Source organism: Streptomyces sp. NPDC002573, assembly GCF_042889625.1.
GTDB lineage: Bacteria > Actinomycetota > Actinomycetes > Streptomycetales > Streptomycetaceae > Streptomyces > Streptomyces gibsoniae.
In genome coordinates this window covers 51,327-67,367 of the sequence record NZ_JBIARC010000023.1, presented here as the reverse complement: position 1 = coordinate 67,367, position 16,041 = coordinate 51,327, and the positions used below count along the sequence as shown (strand labels likewise).

14 protein-coding genes are annotated in these 16,041 nt (G+C 70.7%); 5 read left to right on the top strand and 9 right to left on the bottom strand.

What is annotated here, in order from left to right:
* Positions 1-21: 21 nt before the first annotated feature.
* Positions 22-2,997: a UPF0182 family protein gene (locus ACFYX0_RS22260; protein ID WP_388972597.1), complete on the bottom strand. Its 2,976-nt coding sequence runs from the start codon at positions 2,995-2,997 to the stop codon at positions 22-24.
* A 175-nt stretch (positions 2,998-3,172) separates the two neighbouring features.
* On the opposite strand from ACFYX0_RS22260, the gene ACFYX0_RS22255 reads away from it, so the two are divergent.
* Positions 3,173-3,715: a PPA1309 family protein gene (locus tag ACFYX0_RS22255; RefSeq protein WP_355911160.1), complete on the top strand. Its 543-nt coding sequence runs from the start codon at positions 3,173-3,175 to the stop codon at positions 3,713-3,715.
* Positions 3,716-3,853: 138 nt separating this feature from the next.
* On the opposite strand, the gene ACFYX0_RS22250 is transcribed toward ACFYX0_RS22255, so the two are convergent.
* The 4 genes from ACFYX0_RS22250 to ACFYX0_RS22235 all read right to left on the bottom strand — a co-directional run bounded on the left by ACFYX0_RS22250 (position 3,854) and on the right by ACFYX0_RS22235 (position 7,160).
* Positions 3,854-4,951: a PDZ domain-containing protein gene (locus ACFYX0_RS22250; RefSeq protein WP_388972519.1), complete on the bottom strand. Its 1,098-nt coding sequence runs from the start codon at positions 4,949-4,951 to the stop codon at positions 3,854-3,856.
* Positions 4,952-5,033: 82 nt separating this feature from the next.
* Positions 5,034-5,198 (bottom strand): hypothetical protein, encoded by a 165-nt coding sequence (locus tag ACFYX0_RS22245; RefSeq protein ID WP_355918258.1) that lies wholly within the window; start codon positions 5,196-5,198, stop codon positions 5,034-5,036.
* 177 nt (positions 5,199-5,375) lie between these two features.
* Complete coding sequence (locus ACFYX0_RS22240; protein WP_355918261.1) at positions 5,376-5,837, bottom strand: molybdenum cofactor biosynthesis protein MoaE; 462 nt, start codon at positions 5,835-5,837, stop codon at positions 5,376-5,378.
* Positions 5,838-5,996: 159 nt separating this feature from the next.
* Positions 5,997-7,160 carry an SDR family oxidoreductase gene (locus tag ACFYX0_RS22235; protein WP_388972517.1) on the bottom strand — a complete coding sequence of 388 codons (1,164 nt, stop codon included), beginning with the start codon at positions 7,158-7,160 and terminating at the stop codon, positions 5,997-5,999.
* Between the two features lie 190 nt (positions 7,161-7,350).
* Between ACFYX0_RS22235 and ACFYX0_RS22230 the strand changes: the two genes are divergently transcribed.
* Together ACFYX0_RS22230 and ACFYX0_RS22225 are read left to right on the top strand one after the other, a co-directional pair.
* Entirely contained in the window at positions 7,351-8,784 is a 1,434-nt protein-coding gene (locus tag ACFYX0_RS22230) for a zinc-dependent metalloprotease (protein WP_355918267.1), read from the top strand.
* Entirely contained in the window at positions 8,781-9,296 is a 516-nt protein-coding gene (locus ACFYX0_RS22225) for an NUDIX hydrolase (RefSeq protein WP_388972515.1), read from the top strand. The genes ACFYX0_RS22230 and ACFYX0_RS22225 overlap by 4 nt, the downstream gene beginning before the upstream one ends.
* A gap of 74 nt (positions 9,297-9,370) precedes the next feature.
* Here ACFYX0_RS22225 and ACFYX0_RS22220 read toward each other — a convergent pair whose 3' ends face one another.
* The 4 genes from ACFYX0_RS22220 to ACFYX0_RS22205 all read right to left on the bottom strand — a co-directional run bounded on the left by ACFYX0_RS22220 (position 9,371) and on the right by ACFYX0_RS22205 (position 13,237).
* Positions 9,371-10,126, bottom strand: a complete 756-nt coding sequence (locus tag ACFYX0_RS22220; protein ID WP_355918273.1) for an AIM24 family protein — start codon at positions 10,124-10,126, stop codon at positions 9,371-9,373.
* A gap of 16 nt (positions 10,127-10,142) precedes the next feature.
* Positions 10,143-10,823: an AIM24 family protein gene (locus ACFYX0_RS22215; protein WP_388972513.1), complete on the bottom strand. Its 681-nt coding sequence runs from the start codon at positions 10,821-10,823 to the stop codon at positions 10,143-10,145.
* Between the two features lie 12 nt (positions 10,824-10,835).
* A complete protein-coding gene (locus ACFYX0_RS22210; RefSeq protein ID WP_388972511.1) occupies positions 10,836-12,497 on the bottom strand; it encodes a TerD family protein in 1,662 nt (553 codons plus the stop codon).
* A gap of 143 nt (positions 12,498-12,640) precedes the next feature.
* Entirely contained in the window at positions 12,641-13,237 is a 597-nt protein-coding gene (locus tag ACFYX0_RS22205) for a M48 family metallopeptidase (protein ID WP_311692956.1), read from the bottom strand.
* 212 nt (positions 13,238-13,449) lie between these two features.
* On the opposite strand from ACFYX0_RS22205, the gene ACFYX0_RS22200 reads away from it, so the two are divergent.
* Positions 13,450-14,673 (top strand): TOMM precursor leader peptide-binding protein, encoded by a 1,224-nt coding sequence (locus ACFYX0_RS22200; protein WP_388972509.1) that lies wholly within the window; start codon positions 13,450-13,452, stop codon positions 14,671-14,673.
* Positions 14,666-16,018, top strand: coding sequence for an ABC1 kinase family protein (locus tag ACFYX0_RS22195; protein WP_388972507.1), 1,353 nt, complete (start codon positions 14,666-14,668; stop codon positions 16,016-16,018). The genes ACFYX0_RS22200 and ACFYX0_RS22195 overlap by 8 nt, the downstream gene beginning before the upstream one ends.
* Positions 16,019-16,041 lie beyond the last annotated feature (23 nt).

The window sequence follows — 16,041 nt, the reverse complement described above, 5'->3', positions numbered from 1 at the left end:
CGGCGCGGGAGGGCTCTCGGTTCAGCCGCCGCCCGAACCGCTGGGCGAACTGCTCGGTGAACCGCTGGGTGAGCTGCTGGGCGAGCCGCTCGGACCGGCGGACGGACTCGCGCCGCCCTTCGCGCCGGTGCTGCCGCCCGTGGTCTTGCCGGCCTGGGACTGTGCCTCCGCGGCCCGCTTCAGCGCGTCCTGAAGATCCTTCTGCGCCTGTCCGTACGCCCCCCAGTCACCCTTCTTGAGGGCCTCCTGTCCGGCGTCGAACGCCTTCTGGGCGTCCTGGAGCGCCTGTTGGACCGTCGGGTTGCCGGACGGGGGCGGGGTGGTGGTCCCGGTCCCCGGCGGAGAGGTCGCGGTCTGCGCCCCGAAGACCTTGTCGAGCGCCTGGCCGAGGGTGTCCTCGAACGCCGTGTTGCCGCCGTAGGTCACCAGGACCTTGCGCAGCAGCGGGTACTTGAGGCCGCCACCGCGCACATAGACCGGTTCCACGTACAGCAGGCCGCCGTCGATCGGGACGGTCAGCAGGTTGCCGTACTCGATGTCCGAGTCACCGCCCTTGAGGAGCCTGATCGACTCGGCGATGTCCTGTTCGGAGTTGAACTGGCTCTGGACCTGCTTGGGGCCGTCGACCGTCTTGCTCGTCGGCAGCTTCAGGACTCTGATCTTGCCGTAATCGGGGCTGCCCGCCTCGGCGTTGACCGACATGAAAGCACTCAGGTTGTCGCGGCCGTTCGGTGTGAACGTCGTCGTCAGCGAGAACGCCTGCGCGGACTGGTCGGGCATCTTCATGCTCAGGTAGTACGGCGGCACCGCGTTGCCCGACTTGTTGGTGGGGTCGTCCGGCACCTGCCACACCTCGCTGCCGCTGAGGAACGTCTGCGCGTCCTTCACGTGGTAGCGGGTGAGGAGTTCACGCTGGACCTTGAACAGGTCCTGCGGATACCGCAGATGGGACATCAGCGCGGGCGAGATGTCGGTCCGCGGCTTCACGGTGCCCGGGAACGCCTTCATCCAGGTCTTCAGCACCGGGTCCTCGGTGTCCCACTGGTAGAGCTTGACCTCGCCGGTGTACGCGTCGACGGTCGCCTTCACCGAGTTGCGGATGTAGTTGACCTGGTTCTGCTGGGCCATCACCGCGCGCTGGGTGTTGCCGGCGGTGAGCGAGTCGGCCGTCGTGTCGCCGAGCGTCGTACGGGACGCGTACGGATAGCCGTTCGTCGTCGTGTAGGCGTCGACGATCCACTGGATCCGGCCGTCGACGACGGCGGGGTAGGCGTCGCCGTCGATGGTCAGCCAGGGCGCGACCGCCTCCACACGCTGCTTGGGCGTGCGGTTGTACAGGATCCGCGAGCCGTCGCCGATGGCGCCGGAGTAGAGGATCTGCGGCTCCCCGAACGCGACCGCGTACGCGGCCCGGTTGATCGGGTTGGAGAGGCTGACGCCACTCTTGCCCTGGTAGGAGGTGGTCTTCTCGCCGCTGTCGTCGGAGTAGTCGATCTCCTTCTGGGGACCGCCGACGATCGAGTACTCGGTGGTCTTCTCCCCGTAGTAGATCCGCTGCTCGTACGTGCCCAGATCGCCGGAGGACGGCAGGTCGGACTCGGTGAAGACGGGCTGGCCGTTGCCGTCGGCGGTGGTGCCCTTGGCGGAGACCACGCCGTAGCCGTGGGTGTAGCGGAAGTGGTCGTTGATCCAGTTCTGCTTCGGGATGCCCGCCAGGTTCAGCTCCCGCAGACCGATGACCGTGTCCTGGTCCTTGCCGTCCTTGGTGTACCGGTCGACGTCCAGATTGGTCGGGAAGGCGTAGTAGTTCTTCATCTGCTGCAACTGCTGGAACGTCGGCGAGACGACGTTCGGGTCCAGCAGTCGGATGCTCGCCGTGGCGTCGGCGTCCGTGCGCAGCTTGTCCTTGTCCTTGGTGTTGCTCGTGCCCTGGTACTCGGTGACCTGGGCGTCGTCGATGCCGTAGGCCTCGCGGGTCGCCTTGAGGTTCTTCGCGACGTACGGCGCTTCCTTGGCCTGCTCGTTCGGCTGGACCTGGAACTTCTGCACGATCGCCGGGTACAGCCCGCCGATGAGGATCGCCGACAGGACCATCAGGCCGAAGCCGATGACCGGCAGCTGCCAGGTGCGCCGCCACAGGGTGGCGAAGAAGAGCAGCGCGCAGATGACCGCGATGCAGAACAGGATGGTCTTGGCGGGCAGGTAGGCGTTCGCGTCGACGTACCTCAGGCCGGTCCAGTCGCCGGTCGCCTTGAAGTCGCTGGACTTCACGGCGAGTCCGTACCGGTCGAGCCAGTAGGCGACCGCCTTCAGGGCGACGAAGACGCCGAGCAGCACCGACAGGTGTCCGGTCGCGGCGGCCGTGGCGCGCGCTCCCGGGGAGGTGAGCCGGAGGCCGCCGTAGAGGTAGTGCGTGAGCGCGGCAGCGATCAGCGACAGCACCGTGGCGGCGAAGCCGAAGGCCAGCAGGAAGCGGTACCAGGGCAGGTCGAAGGCGTAGAAGGAGACGTCCAGGTGGAACTGGGGGTCCTTCTGGTGGAAGGGCACGCCGTTGACCCACATCAGCCAGGTCTGCCACTGGCCGGCCGCGGAGGCGCCCGCGATCAGGCCCACCAGGGCGGTGATCGCGAGGAGCAGCCACCGCTTGTAGGGCGCGATCCCCATCCGGTAGCGGTCGAGGCTCTGCTGCTCCATGGACATGGCACTCAGCGGCGGACGCATCCGGTGCGCGAGCCAGATGTTGAAGCCGACCGCGGCCGCCATCAGCAGACCGAAGACGAAGAAGAGCCCGATCTTGGTCCACAGTGTGGTCGTGAAGACGGACGAGTACTTCACCGACCGGTACCAGAGCCAGTCCGTCCAGAAGCCGGCGAACATGACGAACGCCATACCGAGGACGGCGAGGACCCCCAGTGTCATGAGCAGGGTCCGGGCGCGCCCGGACGGGCGGCCCACTCTGATCCGCGGTCCCGTCGGGCCTCCGCCGCGGTCCGGCATCTGGAAAGCCAAGGTGCGCACCTCGAAGTTCGCTGGTTGATCCGTGTTGATCCGTCAGGCCCCCGTGAACGCGGACCATGGATGAGGCTCCACCATCGCGGAGCCCCACCTATGCAACTTACTGGCGCTTTACTCGGTTCCCGATTCCGGGTGGGAACCAGGCAGGATTGTGACCATGTCCAACACTCCCATGGCAGCGAGCCCCCTCACCCGGGCCGTGCTCGAGATCGACGAGTACGTCTCCGGCCTTGGCTGGGACCAGCCCGCTCGCCTCTTCGCCCTCGTCGACACCGCGCGACTGCGGGCCCAGGAACCCTCGCTCGCGGCCCAGCTCGGCCTGGAGGACGAGTCCGAGTCCGCGGGCCTCACCCCGATCGAGCAGGAGGAGGTCCCTGCCGACAGGCCGCTGGACGAGTTCCTCGCCACCATCGCCTGGCCCGACGCGGTCGTCGGCTGCGCGCTCGCGGTGGAGCGGCTGATGCTGCCGCCGTCCGCGGAGGCCACGGTCCCGCAGGGGCTGAGCGACAAGAAGCTCGCCCGGTGGGTCGCCGAGCACCCGGACCGCCAGGAGGTGCGGATGACGGTGGCGGTGCTGCGCGACGGTGCGCGCGACTCGGCCGTGCGGCTGCGCGAGAAGGACTCGCCGACGGAGGTGCTGACGGGCCCGGACCTGGTGCCGGGGCTCGCGGAGGCGCTGGCGGCGACGTTCGCGGACTGAGGTCCGCGCGTACTACGACGGCGGGGGCGCCCCCTGATGATCAGGGGGCGCCCCCGCCGTCGTACGCGCCCTGCGGCGCGCCGCGGGCCCAGGAGCGCGGCGCCTGCGCCCGGGCGCGCGGAGCCCGTTCGTGCGCGTCTAGCCCTTGGTGGTGCACTTCGGCAGGTCGGCGGTCTTGCCGGTGCGGATGTCCTTGAGGGCGTTCAGGGCGTCGCCGATGGTGTTGACGCGGACGAGGGTGAGGCCCTCGGGGGTGTCGGCGGCGGCGGCCGCGCAGTTGTCCTTGGGCGTCAGGAAGTACTGGGCGCCCTTCTCGCGCGCGCCGACGGTCTTCATCTCGACCCCGCCGATCGGGCCGACGTTCCCGTCGTCGTCGATGGTGCCGGTGCCGGCCACGAACTTCCCGCCGGTGAGGTCGTCCGGGGTGAGCTTGTCGACGATGCCGAGGGCGAACATCAGCCCCGCGCTGGGACCGCCGACGTCGGCGAGCTTGATGTCGATCGTGAACGGGAAGGTGTGGTCGGTCCCGGCGGAGATCCCGACGATGGCCCGCTGCCGACCGCTGTCGTGGGACTTCGCCGTGGTGATCGTCACATCCTGGGTCTTGGTGGCCGTCTTCTGCGCCTTCTCGGCGGCGGCCTGCTCCTTGACGGGCACGATCGTGAAGACGACGTCCTGTCCCGGCTTGTGCTTGGTGACCAGCTTGGCGACGTCGTCGGGCCCCTTCACGGGCGCTCCGTCGACGGCCTTGATGACGTCACCGGCGTGCAGCCTGCCCTCGGCGGGCGAGTCCTTGAGGACTGTGGCGACGATCACCCAGGACTTCACCGGGATGCCCAGTTGCTTCAGGGCGGCGACCTTGGCGCTCTCCTGGGACTGGGAGAACTCCTCGGCGTTCTCCTGGGTGGACTGCTGCTCGGTCTTGCCGTCCGGGTAGAGCGTGTCGTGCGGGACGACCTTGTCGTCGTGCGCGAGCCAGCCGTAGACGGCCTCGACCAGGTTCATGTTGTAGTCGGCGCTGGTGACCCGGACCGTGGTCATGTTCAGATGGCCGGTCGTCGGATAGGTCTTGCGCCCGGAGATCTGCAGCACCGGCTCGCCGTCGTGCTCGGCGAGGGTGTTCACCGTCGGCCCCGGGGACATCTCCGAGTACGGCACTTTGATGAACACTCCCGCGCACAGGAGCGCGATCAGCATCAGGGTCGAGGCGAGCATCGTCGCGGTGCGGCGTGGCATGGAACGACAGTACGGGACGGTCCTGTCAGTGCACCCCCGGGGCCGTCCCATCCGTGTGGGCGGCCCCTCGGGCGGCACGTTCTCAGGTGCCTGAGTGGGATTTCTCCATGGCTTCGCGGAAGCGCGCGTATCCGGCGAGCTCGGTGCCGTCACCCGCGGTCTTGCGATGACGACCGGCCCAGCCGCCCCACAGTCCGGCACCGATCGCAGCCAAAAGCGGAATCAGCAACCAGGCGAGCGCCGCCATGCCGACCTCCCAACCCCATGAGCGACCGCAACTGACTGATCAGCAGATTAACCATCCGCCCTGTCAACGCTCGCGTCAGGGGTGCGGTTACGCAACCGGAGCCCGGTGAGAGCTTGGTTAACCCTATGAGAGGAGTGCGCCGGGGGGCGGACGGCGCCGACGGGCGGCGCCCGGGGGTCAGCACGCGCCCACCCATTCCTCCGTCCCGTCGGAGAACGTCTGGTGCTTCCAGATCGGCACCTCGTGCTTGAGATCGTCGATCAGCCTGCGGCACGCCTCGAAGGCCTCGCCCCGGTGGGGGCAGGCCACGGCGACGACCACGGCGAGGTCGCCGACCCTCAGGTTCCCGACGCGGTGCACGGCCGCGAGGGCCCGCACGGGATAGTCGGCGGCGACTTTCTCGGCGATCCGCCGCATCTCCGCCTCGGCACTGGGGTGGCTCGAATACGCCAGCTCCTCGACGTCCGCCCCGGCGTCGTGGTTGCGCACGGTCCCGACGAACAGTGCCGTGCCCCCGGCCGCGTCGTCCCCGACCGCCCGGAAGACCTCGTCGAGAGAGAGCGGGGTGTCGCGGATCGCGAGCAGCTTGATCGGATCGTCCGCCGCGCGCTCACCGGGGTGGTTGCTGTGGGGTGCCATGCCCCCATCGTGCCGTACGCCTCCGGGGCGAGAAAGGGAGAGATCCGTCGACGCGCGCACGAGGGGTGGTCCCTCGAGGCAGAGATCCACGGGCACGTGCGCACGAGGGGCCGTCCCCCAACACAGAGATCCACCGGCACGCGCCCGAGGGGCGAACCCTCAGATGCGCCGCCGGGCCTTGCGCGCCCGCCGCACCACCGCGGCCGCGCCGAGCAGAGCCACCGTGGCGCCCGCGGCACCCGCCGCCGTCGCGTCCTTGCGCCCGAGCCGCCGGCCCGCCACGGTGTGCCGCCCGGACGCCTCCTCCAGCAGCTCCGCGAGGACCTCCTCGTTCGTCCACCGGGGCCGCCATCCGGCATCGTGCAGCCGGCTGCCGCTGACCACCCACGGGTACATCGTGTACGCGAGGTCACCGGCGGGCGAGGGCGTCAGTCCGATCCGGTGCAGCCGGGCCGCCGCCCCCAGGGCGACCGCCGAGGGCAGCTCCATCCGCCGGATCCCGCTCAGCTCCTCGACCTCCTCCTGCTCCAGCCACCCGTCGCACCCGACGGCGAGCTCCCCCTCCACCTTCTCCAGGACGGCGTACTCCAGGGCGCTGCACAGGTCCTCGACGTGGCAGAACTGCCAGGCCGGCCGCGACCCCGCCACCACCAGCAGCCGGGGCGACTCGAAATACCTGGTCAGCGCGGTATCCGTGCCACCGACCAGCACGGACGGCCGGACCACGGTGACATTGAGTCCCGGGTGCGCGCGCGGCGCCCGCCGTGCCAGCCGCTCGATCTCCAGCAGGTCCCCGACCCCGGTCGCCTCCGCCGTGGCCCGCAGCTCGGCGTCCTCCGAGAGCGGCAGCTCGTTGTCCGGCAGCGCCCCGTAGACCATCGCCGAGGTGCACAGCACCACCCGGTGCACCCCGGCGGCCGCGGCGGCGGTCAGCACGGTCTGCGTGCCCCGCACGTTGTACGCCGTGCGCGCCGCGGGATCCGTCTCCAGGTCGAGGTCGAGCGCCAGGTGCACCACGACGTCCGCGCCGCGCAGCTTGTCGGCGATCGCCGGGTCCCGTACGTCCAGGATGTGCCACTGCGCCGCCGCGCACTCCCCGCGCCGCTCGTCGATGGCGATGACCTGCTTGATCTCGTCGGAGGCGGCGAGTCGCTCGGTCAGCAGCGCGCCGACGCCGGACGCGGCGCCGGTGACCGCGACGACGGGCCCACGGAGGGCGGGCGACTGGTCGCCGCGCTGCGTCGCCGGGCGGGGACGGTCGTCGGGCGACGGGCGGGCCGAATGGTTTCGCGCTGCGCGAACCTGTGGATCTGGGGAACTCACCGGGCGTCTCCAGCGGTTGTCTTCAGTACGGGCGCAACACACGCGGCCGTACCAGGTGGCATCCATCCTGCCGCAGGCCAGGTGTCGGTGAAGCACTCAGGCCCGATCGCGCCGGGGTGTCTACGCTGGGTGTGTTGTCGGGCAGCCAGCCGCCGGAGAAAGCCGGTGGCCTTACCAGCCGAGGAATCCCGTGAGTGACACCCCATTCGGATTCGGCCTTCCGCCGGAGGAGCCGGAGAACGGCGACGAGGGCAAGAAGAAGGACCAGGAGAGCGGTGGTGGTCAGGGACCGGCCAACCCGTTCGGTTTCGGGCTGCCCGGAGCCGGCGGAGCCGGCGCCGACAACCCGCTCGCCGCGATGTTCGGTTCCCTGAACCCCACCGACCTGGGCGCCGCGTTCCAGCAGCTGGGTCAGATGCTCTCCTACGAGGGCGGCCCGGTGAACTGGGACATGGCCAAGCAGATCGCCCGCCAGACGGTCTCCCAGGGCACCCCGGACGGCACCAAGGACGCGAGCGTGAGCCCCGGCGAGCGCTCCGCGGTCGAGGAGGCCGTCCGCCTTGCCGACCTGTGGCTCGACGATGTGACGTCGCTGCCGTCGGGCGCCGGCTCCGCCGTGGCCTGGAGCCGCGCCGAGTGGGTCGAGGCGACCCTGCCGGTGTGGAAGGAGCTCGTCGACCCGGTCGCCGAGCGCGTCGGCGCGGCCATGGGCGACGTCCTGCCGGAGGAGATGCAGGCCATGGCGGGCCCGCTGATCGGCATGATGCGTTCCATGGGCGGCGCCATGTTCGGGACGCAGATCGGGCAGGCCGTCGGCGTGCTCGCCGGCGAGGTCGTCGGGTCCACCGACATCGGTCTGCCGCTCGGCCCGGCCGGCAAGGCCGCGCTGCTGCCGCTGAACATCGAGGCGCTCGGCAAGGACCTGGGCGTGCCCCAGGAGGAGGTGCGGCTGTATCTCGCCCTGCGGGAGGCCGCGCACCAGCGCCTGTTCGCCCATGTCCCGTGGCTGCGCTCGCACCTGTTCGGCGCGGTCGAGGGCTACGCGCGCGGCATCAAGGTCGACACGGCCAAGCTGGAGGACGTGGTCGGCCAGTTCGACCCGCAGAACCCGGAGGAGCTGCAGCAGGCGCTCCAGCAGGGCATGTTCCAGCCGGAGGACACTCCGGAGCAGAAGGCGGCCCTGGCCCGTCTGGAGACGGCGCTGGCGCTGGTCGAGGGCTGGGTGGACGCGGTGGTGCACGCCGCGGCCAAGCCGCGCCTGGGCTCCGCGGACGCGCTGCGCGAGACCCTGCGTCGCCGCCGTGCCTCGGGCGGCCCCGCCGAGCAGACGTTCGCCACGCTGATCGGTCTGGAGCTGCGTCCGCGCCGGCTGCGGGACGCCTCCCGTCTGTGGGCCTCGCTCACCGACGCGCGTGGCGTGGACGGCCGGGACGGCCTGTGGGCGCACCCTGACATGCTGCCCACGGCCTCCGACCTGGACGACCCGGACGGCTTTGTGCACCGGGAGCAGCTCGACTTCTCCGAGCTGGACAAGATGCTCGGCGAGGCGGCGGGCGGCTCCACCGGGAAGACCGACCTGACCAAGAAGGACGAGGGCGACGCCGAGGGCGACGACGCCGAGTGAGCCTCCATGACGACGCGGTCCTCGTCCTGAAGGGGTACGAGGGCCAGGAAGAGCTGCGCCAGGTCTACCTGGACCACTTGGCGACGCATCCGGACGGCATGTGGAAGGCCTGCCGTGACGGGCATGTCACGGCGAGCTCCCTGGTGATCGACCCCGAGCACGACCGGGTGCTGCTGACCCTGCACGGGAAGCTGCGGATGTGGCTGCAGATGGGCGGCCACTGCGAGCCGTCCGACGCGACGCTGGCGGACGCGGCCCTGCGGGAGGCCACGGAGGAGTCGGGCATCGCGGGGCTGACCCTGCTGCCCGGCGGCCCGGTGCGCCTGGACCGTCATCACACTCCGTGCACCTGGCATCTCGACGTCCAGTACGCGGCGCTCGCTCCGGCCGGTGCCGTCGAGGCGATCAGCGACGAATCGCTGGACCTGCGCTGGTTCGCCTACGACGAGGTGGCGACCGTGGCGGACGACTCGGTCGTACGTCTGCTGGAGACGACGCGCGCCAGGCTGTGACGGCAGGTACGGATGCGCGTAAGGGGCGATCGCCATTGCGATCGCCCCTTACGCGGTTCCGGTCCTCCGGGCGGTCAGCTCCAGACGTTGCCCTGGTTCTGCGCCCGTGCTCCGTGCTGACCCATGCCGTACTGGGCGCGCAGCCCCTGTCCGATCACCGCGTTCTGCGGCGGCAGCAGTTCGCTGGGCTGCACCAGCGCGAAGCCGCTGCCCATGAAGCTGAGCTCCCAGCCCTCACCGGTGTTGCCGCGTCGGCGCCACACCCCTGAGGAGTGTGTCTGGGCCTGCATCTGCACCCGCAGGCCGGTGGACCAGGCGACGATCGCGTCCGCGTCGCAGTTGACGTACTTGTCGGGCGTGACCTGCATCAGCAGAGGCGCGCCCGACGTCATGAGCGCGACCTTGCCGCGCCCGGTGATGTTGAGCTGGTACTTGCCGGAGCCGGAGATGCCGTACTGGCTGTCCACGGCGATGACCTCGTGGTGCAGCGAGGAGTCCATCGCCAGCACATAGCTGCTGTCGACGGTGAGCCCGTCCTGTTCGACGTCCATGATGTGGACGTGCTGGGCGAGATTGGCGAGGTAGACGGTGCCCTGTCCGTGACAGCGCATCAGGTCCAGGCCCTCGCCGGTGTACGCGCGCGCACGGTGCTGGCCGCTGCTCTGGTACTCGGCGTCGAACTCGATGAGCCCCTGGTAGGCGACCATGGTGCCCTTGCGCGCCAGGATGTCGTCGTGGCCCTCCAGCAGGACGCGCAGCAGCTGCGCGTTCTGCAGGCTGTAGCGCTCCTGGGTCTGCTGCTCGTTGTAGCCGAAAAGCGTGCTCTGCATGGTGTGCGGTTCCCCCTCAGCCCCGGATCCGGAGGCGGTCGGTGCTGTCCTCGCTGGGCTGGACGACCACGATGCCCTGCCCGGAGAACGCCATCTGGTACGCCTCGCCGCTGCCGCGCCCGATGAGCGACTGCGCCTTGAAGCTGCGCTTGCCCTTCACCCTCAGGTTCGGGGACCAGGCGACGAGCGCGTCCGGGTCGACGTACGTCTCGTCCTCACCGCCGCCGCAGTCGACGACGATCGGCGTGCCCCGGGAGGTCAGGGCGACCCAGCCCTGACCGGAGATCCTCGTGTTCCACAGGCCCTGCCCGGCGAACTTGGCGAGCCCCTTGACGCGTTCGACACCCCACTGCAGATGCGCGTCGAAGGCGAGCAGGTTGGTGGCGTTGACGGAGATCGCGTCCCCGGCCAGATCGATGACGACGACGTTCGCCCCGTAGTCGGCGAGGTAGAGCAGGCCGTCCCCGGAGCACTTCATCAGGGGCGCGCCCTCGCCGGTAAGCCAGTCTCGAGCGATCTGGCGCACGGCGGGCGGGTTGGGCTCGTAGGTGACGAACCCTTCGTAGGCGACCATGGACCCCACGCGCGCGAAGAGGTCGTTCCCGGTCTGCATGGCGACCTTCAGCATGTGGCTGCCGTGGTTCTCCATGCGGGCGGTAACGGGTGCGGGGGCGAAGCCCGCGAGCGGCTGGTTCATGACGGGCTCCCCTTAGACCTCGTAGGGCTGGACGACGACGAAGTTGCCGGGCGCGGCACGGAACTGAAGGTTGACGCCCTCCCCGGTGTCCCCCGGGTAGGCGTTGCGGCGCATCCGCACCTGGCTGGAGACGATCACCTGGGCTGCGGCGGACCAGGCGACGACGGCGTTGGAGTCGACGAACGTGGTCGGCGTGACGGGCAGCACCACCGGCGCGCCGTGCGTCTTCACGACGATCGTGCCGGTCCCCTGGAACTGCATCGTGAACAGCGCGCCGCCGGGGATGCCGTGGCCCTCGATGCGCCGGACCTCGTACTGGAGGGACTCGTCGAAGGCGAGGACGTTCTCCGAGGAGACGCAGATCGCTTCCCCCTGGAGCTCGATCGGGTGCAGATGGGTGGCGTTCTCGGCGAAGAACACCTGGCCCTGGCCCGTGCAGCGCATCAGCTGCATCTCCTGGCCGGTCGCGTTGCCGACGATGCGCCCGGCGAAACCGGCGCCCTTGTAGTTGAAGTCGACCTTGCCCTGGTAGAGCACCATGCTGCCCTGCCGCGCCAGCACGGGCTGGCCGCCGATGCCGAGGTCGACGCGGACGAGCTTCTTGTTCTGCTGGGTCCACCGCTGACCGGTGGGTGTCTCCTTGTACAGCTGCAGCGCGGCGGCCACACCGGCACCGGCCTGCGGGGCGCCCTGGGGAGCGCCGTACGGGGCGGGAGCGCCTGCCTGGCCGTAGGACGGCTGCTGACCGTGTCCGGGAGGCGCCGGGGGCTGCTGTCCGTAGCCGGGCGGCATGGTGGCGGGCTGCTGACCGCCGTAGCCCGGGGGCGGGCCCGGCCGTCCGGGCGGCTGGGCGTACGGCGCCGGGCCCGGGGGCGGCGGCACGGTGCCGCCGGGCGGCGTGGTCAGGGGCGCGACGATGGTGGGCGCGTGGTGCACGGAGGGTGCGGCCGGTGCCGGGGCGGGCGCGGGCGGGGCGGGCGGCGGGAAGCCACCCGGCGCGGGATGCGGCTGCTGCGGCACCGGGGCGACGGGCGCGGCCGGGGCGCCGAACGCGAGCGGCACGGACGCCTGGACGGGCGGGGCGAACCCGGGAGCCGCACCGGGGGCCGGCTGCTGCGGCTCCTGCGGCGCGGACGGCTGCTCCTCCTCGAGGACCTCACCGCCGAAGTTCTTCAGAAGCGCCTCGAGCCCGCCGTCGAAGCCCTGGCCGACGGCGGCGAACCGCCAGACATCCTTCAGATAGAAGTCGCCGAGCATGACCGCACGCTCGGTGCTGAACTCAGCGCCGCTGAACGGGTATCGGGCCACCTCCTCGCCACCCGCCACGATGCGCAGGTATCCGGGGCCGATCTGCGACATCTGCCCGGTGCCGTCTAGCGTCGCCGTGAAGGACAGCTTGTGGATCTGCGGAGGGATCCTGTCGAGCGTGATCCGGAAGGACTCCGTGTCGCCCGCCTGCGGCCCGAGGAGCTGAATGGCCTCCTCCGGCGACTTCGGCTGGTTGAAGAAGACGAAGTACCGGTCGTCCGAGAGCCGTTCGTCGCCGTCCAGACCGAAGCAGCTGATGTCGAAGGTCAGCCCGGGCCCGGAGATCTGCACGCCTACGTACAGATCCGTGCCCGCGGTGAGGTCACTGATCCTGGCCTTGTGGCCGCGCTGGAATTCCCTGGCCATGCGTAACGACCGTCCCCCATTCCGACTGTGAGTGCGTCGCGCCAGGCTAACGGCAATCGCCCACAGCGGACGCAGTCGGTACAGACCCGGTACACAACCGCTTCACGGACGGCACCCGGCAAGAGGGACGACGACGGCTCCGGCTACTCGGCGGGAGGCACCGGCTGGTGCGGCAGCCGGCCGGCCGCGACGACCCCTTCCAGATAGCCGCGGGCACGTTCCGTGCGCGGATAGGCCTCCAGCAGCCGCCAGAACCGCGGCCCGTGCCCGGGCACCAGCAGATGCGCCAGCTCGTGCAGCAGGACGTAGTCCACGACGTACTCCGGCATCCCCTGCAACCGGTGCGACAGACGGATACTGCCCTCGGACGGGGTGCAGGAGCCCCAGCGCGTGTTCTGGTTGGTGACCCAGCGCACCGACGCGGGCCGCGCCCGCCCCTCGAAGTACTGCGCCGACAGCCGCTCCGCACGCTCGGCCAGCTCCACATCGCCGATCACCCGCTTGCTCTCCTGGGCGGCGAGCTTGTCGAGCATGACGGTCACCCAGCGCTGCTCCTCGGCCTCGGACATCCGGGCGGGGATCAGCACGATGGTGCGATCGCCCTCGCGGTACGCGGAGACCGTTCTACGGCGACGCGCGCTCCTGCGAACCTCGATCGCGCTCGCCCTCGAGCCGCTCGGCGGCTGGCTGGTCGTGCTGCGCTGTGGCTTTCCGGCGCGGGGCAGTGGATCGGCGGGCACGCCCCGACGTTACCCGCTGCACCAGCGGGAAGTCCCCCCTCGGGAACGGTTCCGTGCTGATCCGCACCCCATGCGCTTGATTAGTACGACCAACACCCCTGCCTGTGGACAAACTTCAGCACACCCTTACCCGCCGGGGGCATCCTGGCAGCCGCCAGCACACCGAACACCCGCCGACGAACTGGGACCTACGACAGCTACGGGGGCCGCTCATGCATCCGATGGTGAAGCCTGCGCTGCGGCGCGGCTGGCGCGATCTGAACACCGTGCAGTTCGGGATGGCACCCGCGCACGCCATGGTGCTGGGGCCTGTGGACACCGCGACGGGCAGCTTCCTCGGCCTGCTCGACGGCACCCGAGGCCTGCCGCTGCTGCGCGAGGAGGCCCACCGCATGGGCCTGCCCGACGGGCATGTGGACGCCCTGGTCGACAACCTGTCCGGCTCGGGCCTGCTGGACGACGCCACGGGCGGCGGCCCACAAGCCGAGGCCCTGCGCGCGAAGGCCGGCGTCCTGGACCGCCTGCGGTCCGATCTGGCGTCCCTGTCGCTCGTCGCCCGCGCGCCGGGCGAGCCCGCCCGGCGTCTGGCCGCCCGCCGCAGCCATCGCGTCCAGGTCCGCGGCGCGGGCCGGGTGGGAACCGTTCTCGCCTCGCTGCTCGCAGGCGCGGGCGTCGGCGAGGTCGACGTCCGCGACATCGGCTGCGTCGAACCGTGGGACGTCGCACCGGGCGGCCTCCCGGCCGACTCGATCGGGGCGCGCCGCGAGGACGCGGCCCGCCGCGCCGTGCGGGCGGCCGCGCCGGACCGGCCTCCACGCCGGGAGCGCATCTCCCGGCGCTCACCCCGCGACGACCCGGGCCCCGGCTACTCCCTGGTGATCCTCGCCCCGCGCGACGGTCTGACCGTCCACGCACCCGACCCCTTCACCGCCGAACCCCTGATCGCCTCCGGCACGCCCCATCTGTACGCCGGGGTCGTGGAGGGCACGGGAGTCGTCGGCCCGTTCGTCCTGCCGGGTGAAACGGCCTGCGCGGGCTGCCTGGACCGGGCCCGCACCGACCGGGACGAGACCTGGCCCCGACTGGTCGCGCAGTGGCGCTCCGGACGCCCACGGCAGATCCAGGCCTGTGACCTCGCCCTGGCCACCGCCGTCGCCGGAGTCGCCGCCGGACACGCGCTCGCCTTTCTCGACGGCGACACTCCCTCCAGCGCCGGCGCACGCTGGGAGGCGTCCGTGCCGCGACTGCACTGGCACACCCGGCCTGTATGGCCGCACCCCGCATGCGGGTGCGGCACGGCGGAGAAAGGTAACGAGGAACACACCTCAAAGGACGGGGAGCCGCACGAGACAATGGCGGAGCAACGACCGTCGAGCAACTCGTCCCGCAGGGCGCACGCGGCACGGCTGTCTGGGACTTGGAGGGCGCATGTCTGATCTTCCCCGGAAGGCGGTCACCCGTACCGCCAAGCTCGCCGCGCTGCCGCTCGGCTTCGCCGGGCGGGCCACATGGGGACTGGGCAAACGCATCGTCGGGGAATCGGCCGAGATCGTCGGCCGCGAACTCCAGCAGCGCACCGCCGAACAGCTGTTCAAGGTCTTGGGCGAGCTGAAGGGGGGTGCCATGAAGTTCGGCCAGGCTCTGTCCGTGTTCGAGTCCGCGCTCCCCGAGGAGGTCGCCGGGCCCTACCGGGCCGCCCTGACCAAGCTTCAGGAGGCGGCCCCGCCGATGCCGACACGCACGGTCCACGCCGTGCTCGAGGAGCACCTCGGCCCCGACTGGCACGAGCTGTTCCAGGAGTTCGAGGACAAGCCGTCGGCGGCCGCGTCCATCGGCCAGGTCCATCGCGCGGTGTGGCACGACGGCCGCGACGTCGCGGTCAAGGTGCAGTACCCGGGCGCCGGGGAGGCGCTGCTCTCCGACCTCAACCAGCTCAGCCGGTTCGCCCGCCTGCTCGGCCCGCTCATCCCGGGCATGGACATCAAGCCGCTGATCACGGAGCTGCGCGACCGGGTCTCCGAGGAGCTGGACTACGGCCTGGAGGCAAAGGCGCAACGGGCGCACGCGGAGGAGTTCGCGGACGACCCGGACGTGATGGTGCCGGATGTGGTGCACCAGTGCGAGCAGATCCTGGTGACCGAATGGGTCGACGGCATACCGCTGTCGGAGGTGATCGCGGACGGCACCCGGGAGCAGCGCGACCGCGCCGGTCAGCTGCTGGCCCGTTTCCTCTTCTCCGGCCCGGCCCGCACGGGCCTTCTGCACGCCGACCCGCACCCGGGCAACTTCCGTCTGCTGCCCGGCGCCACCCGGAAGGACGACTGGCGCCTCGGCGTCCTCGACTTCGGCACGGTCGACCGCCTCCCCGGCGGTCTGCCCACCCCGATCGGCCCTTCCCTGCGCATGGCCATCGAGGGCGACGCCCAGTCGGTCTACGAGCTCCTCTGCGAGGAGGGTTTCGTCAAGGAGTCCATCGACCTCGACCCCGATGCGGTCCTCGACTACCTCGTGCCGATCATCGAGCCCGCCCAGGCGGACGAGTTCACGTTCACCCGCGGCTGGATGCGGAGCCAGGCGGCCCGTATCGCCGATCCGCGCTCCCCCGCCTACCAGTTGGGCAAGCAGCTGAACCTGCCCCCGGCGTACCTGCTCATCCACCGGGTGACCCTGAGCACGATCGGTGTGCTGTGCCAGTTGGGCGCGACGGTCCGGCTGCGCGACGAACTGGAGGAGTGGCTCCCGGGCTTCCTGCCGGAGGAGGAGCCTGCGGTCGAGGCATGACGGGCCAAGAGCTCTTTTCGGAG

Excerpts from the sequence above, each read along its gene's own strand:
- ACFYX0_RS22260 (WP_388972597.1), bottom strand. The coding sequence starts at position 2,997 with ATGCCGGACCGCGGCGGAGGCCCGACGGGACCGCGGATCAGAGTGGGC.
- ACFYX0_RS22255 (WP_355911160.1), top strand. The coding sequence starts at position 3,173 with ATGTCCAACACTCCCATGGCAGCGAGCCCCCTCACCCGGGCCGTGCTC.
- ACFYX0_RS22250 (WP_388972519.1), bottom strand. The coding sequence starts at position 4,951 with ATGCCACGCCGCACCGCGACGATGCTCGCCTCGACCCTGATGCTGATC.
- ACFYX0_RS22245 (WP_355918258.1), bottom strand. The coding sequence starts at position 5,198 with ATGGCGGCGCTCGCCTGGTTGCTGATTCCGCTTTTGGCTGCGATCGGT.
- ACFYX0_RS22240 (WP_355918261.1), bottom strand. The coding sequence starts at position 5,837 with ATGGCACCCCACAGCAACCACCCCGGTGAGCGCGCGGCGGACGATCCG.
- ACFYX0_RS22220 (WP_355918273.1), bottom strand. The coding sequence starts at position 10,126 with ATGCAGAGCACGCTTTTCGGCTACAACGAGCAGCAGACCCAGGAGCGC.
- ACFYX0_RS22215 (WP_388972513.1), bottom strand. The coding sequence starts at position 10,823 with ATGAACCAGCCGCTCGCGGGCTTCGCCCCCGCACCCGTTACCGCCCGC.
- ACFYX0_RS22210 (WP_388972511.1), bottom strand. The coding sequence starts at position 12,497 with ATGGCCAGGGAATTCCAGCGCGGCCACAAGGCCAGGATCAGTGACCTC.
- ACFYX0_RS22200 (WP_388972509.1), top strand. The coding sequence starts at position 13,450 with ATGCATCCGATGGTGAAGCCTGCGCTGCGGCGCGGCTGGCGCGATCTG.
- ACFYX0_RS22195 (WP_388972507.1), top strand. The coding sequence starts at position 14,666 with ATGTCTGATCTTCCCCGGAAGGCGGTCACCCGTACCGCCAAGCTCGCC.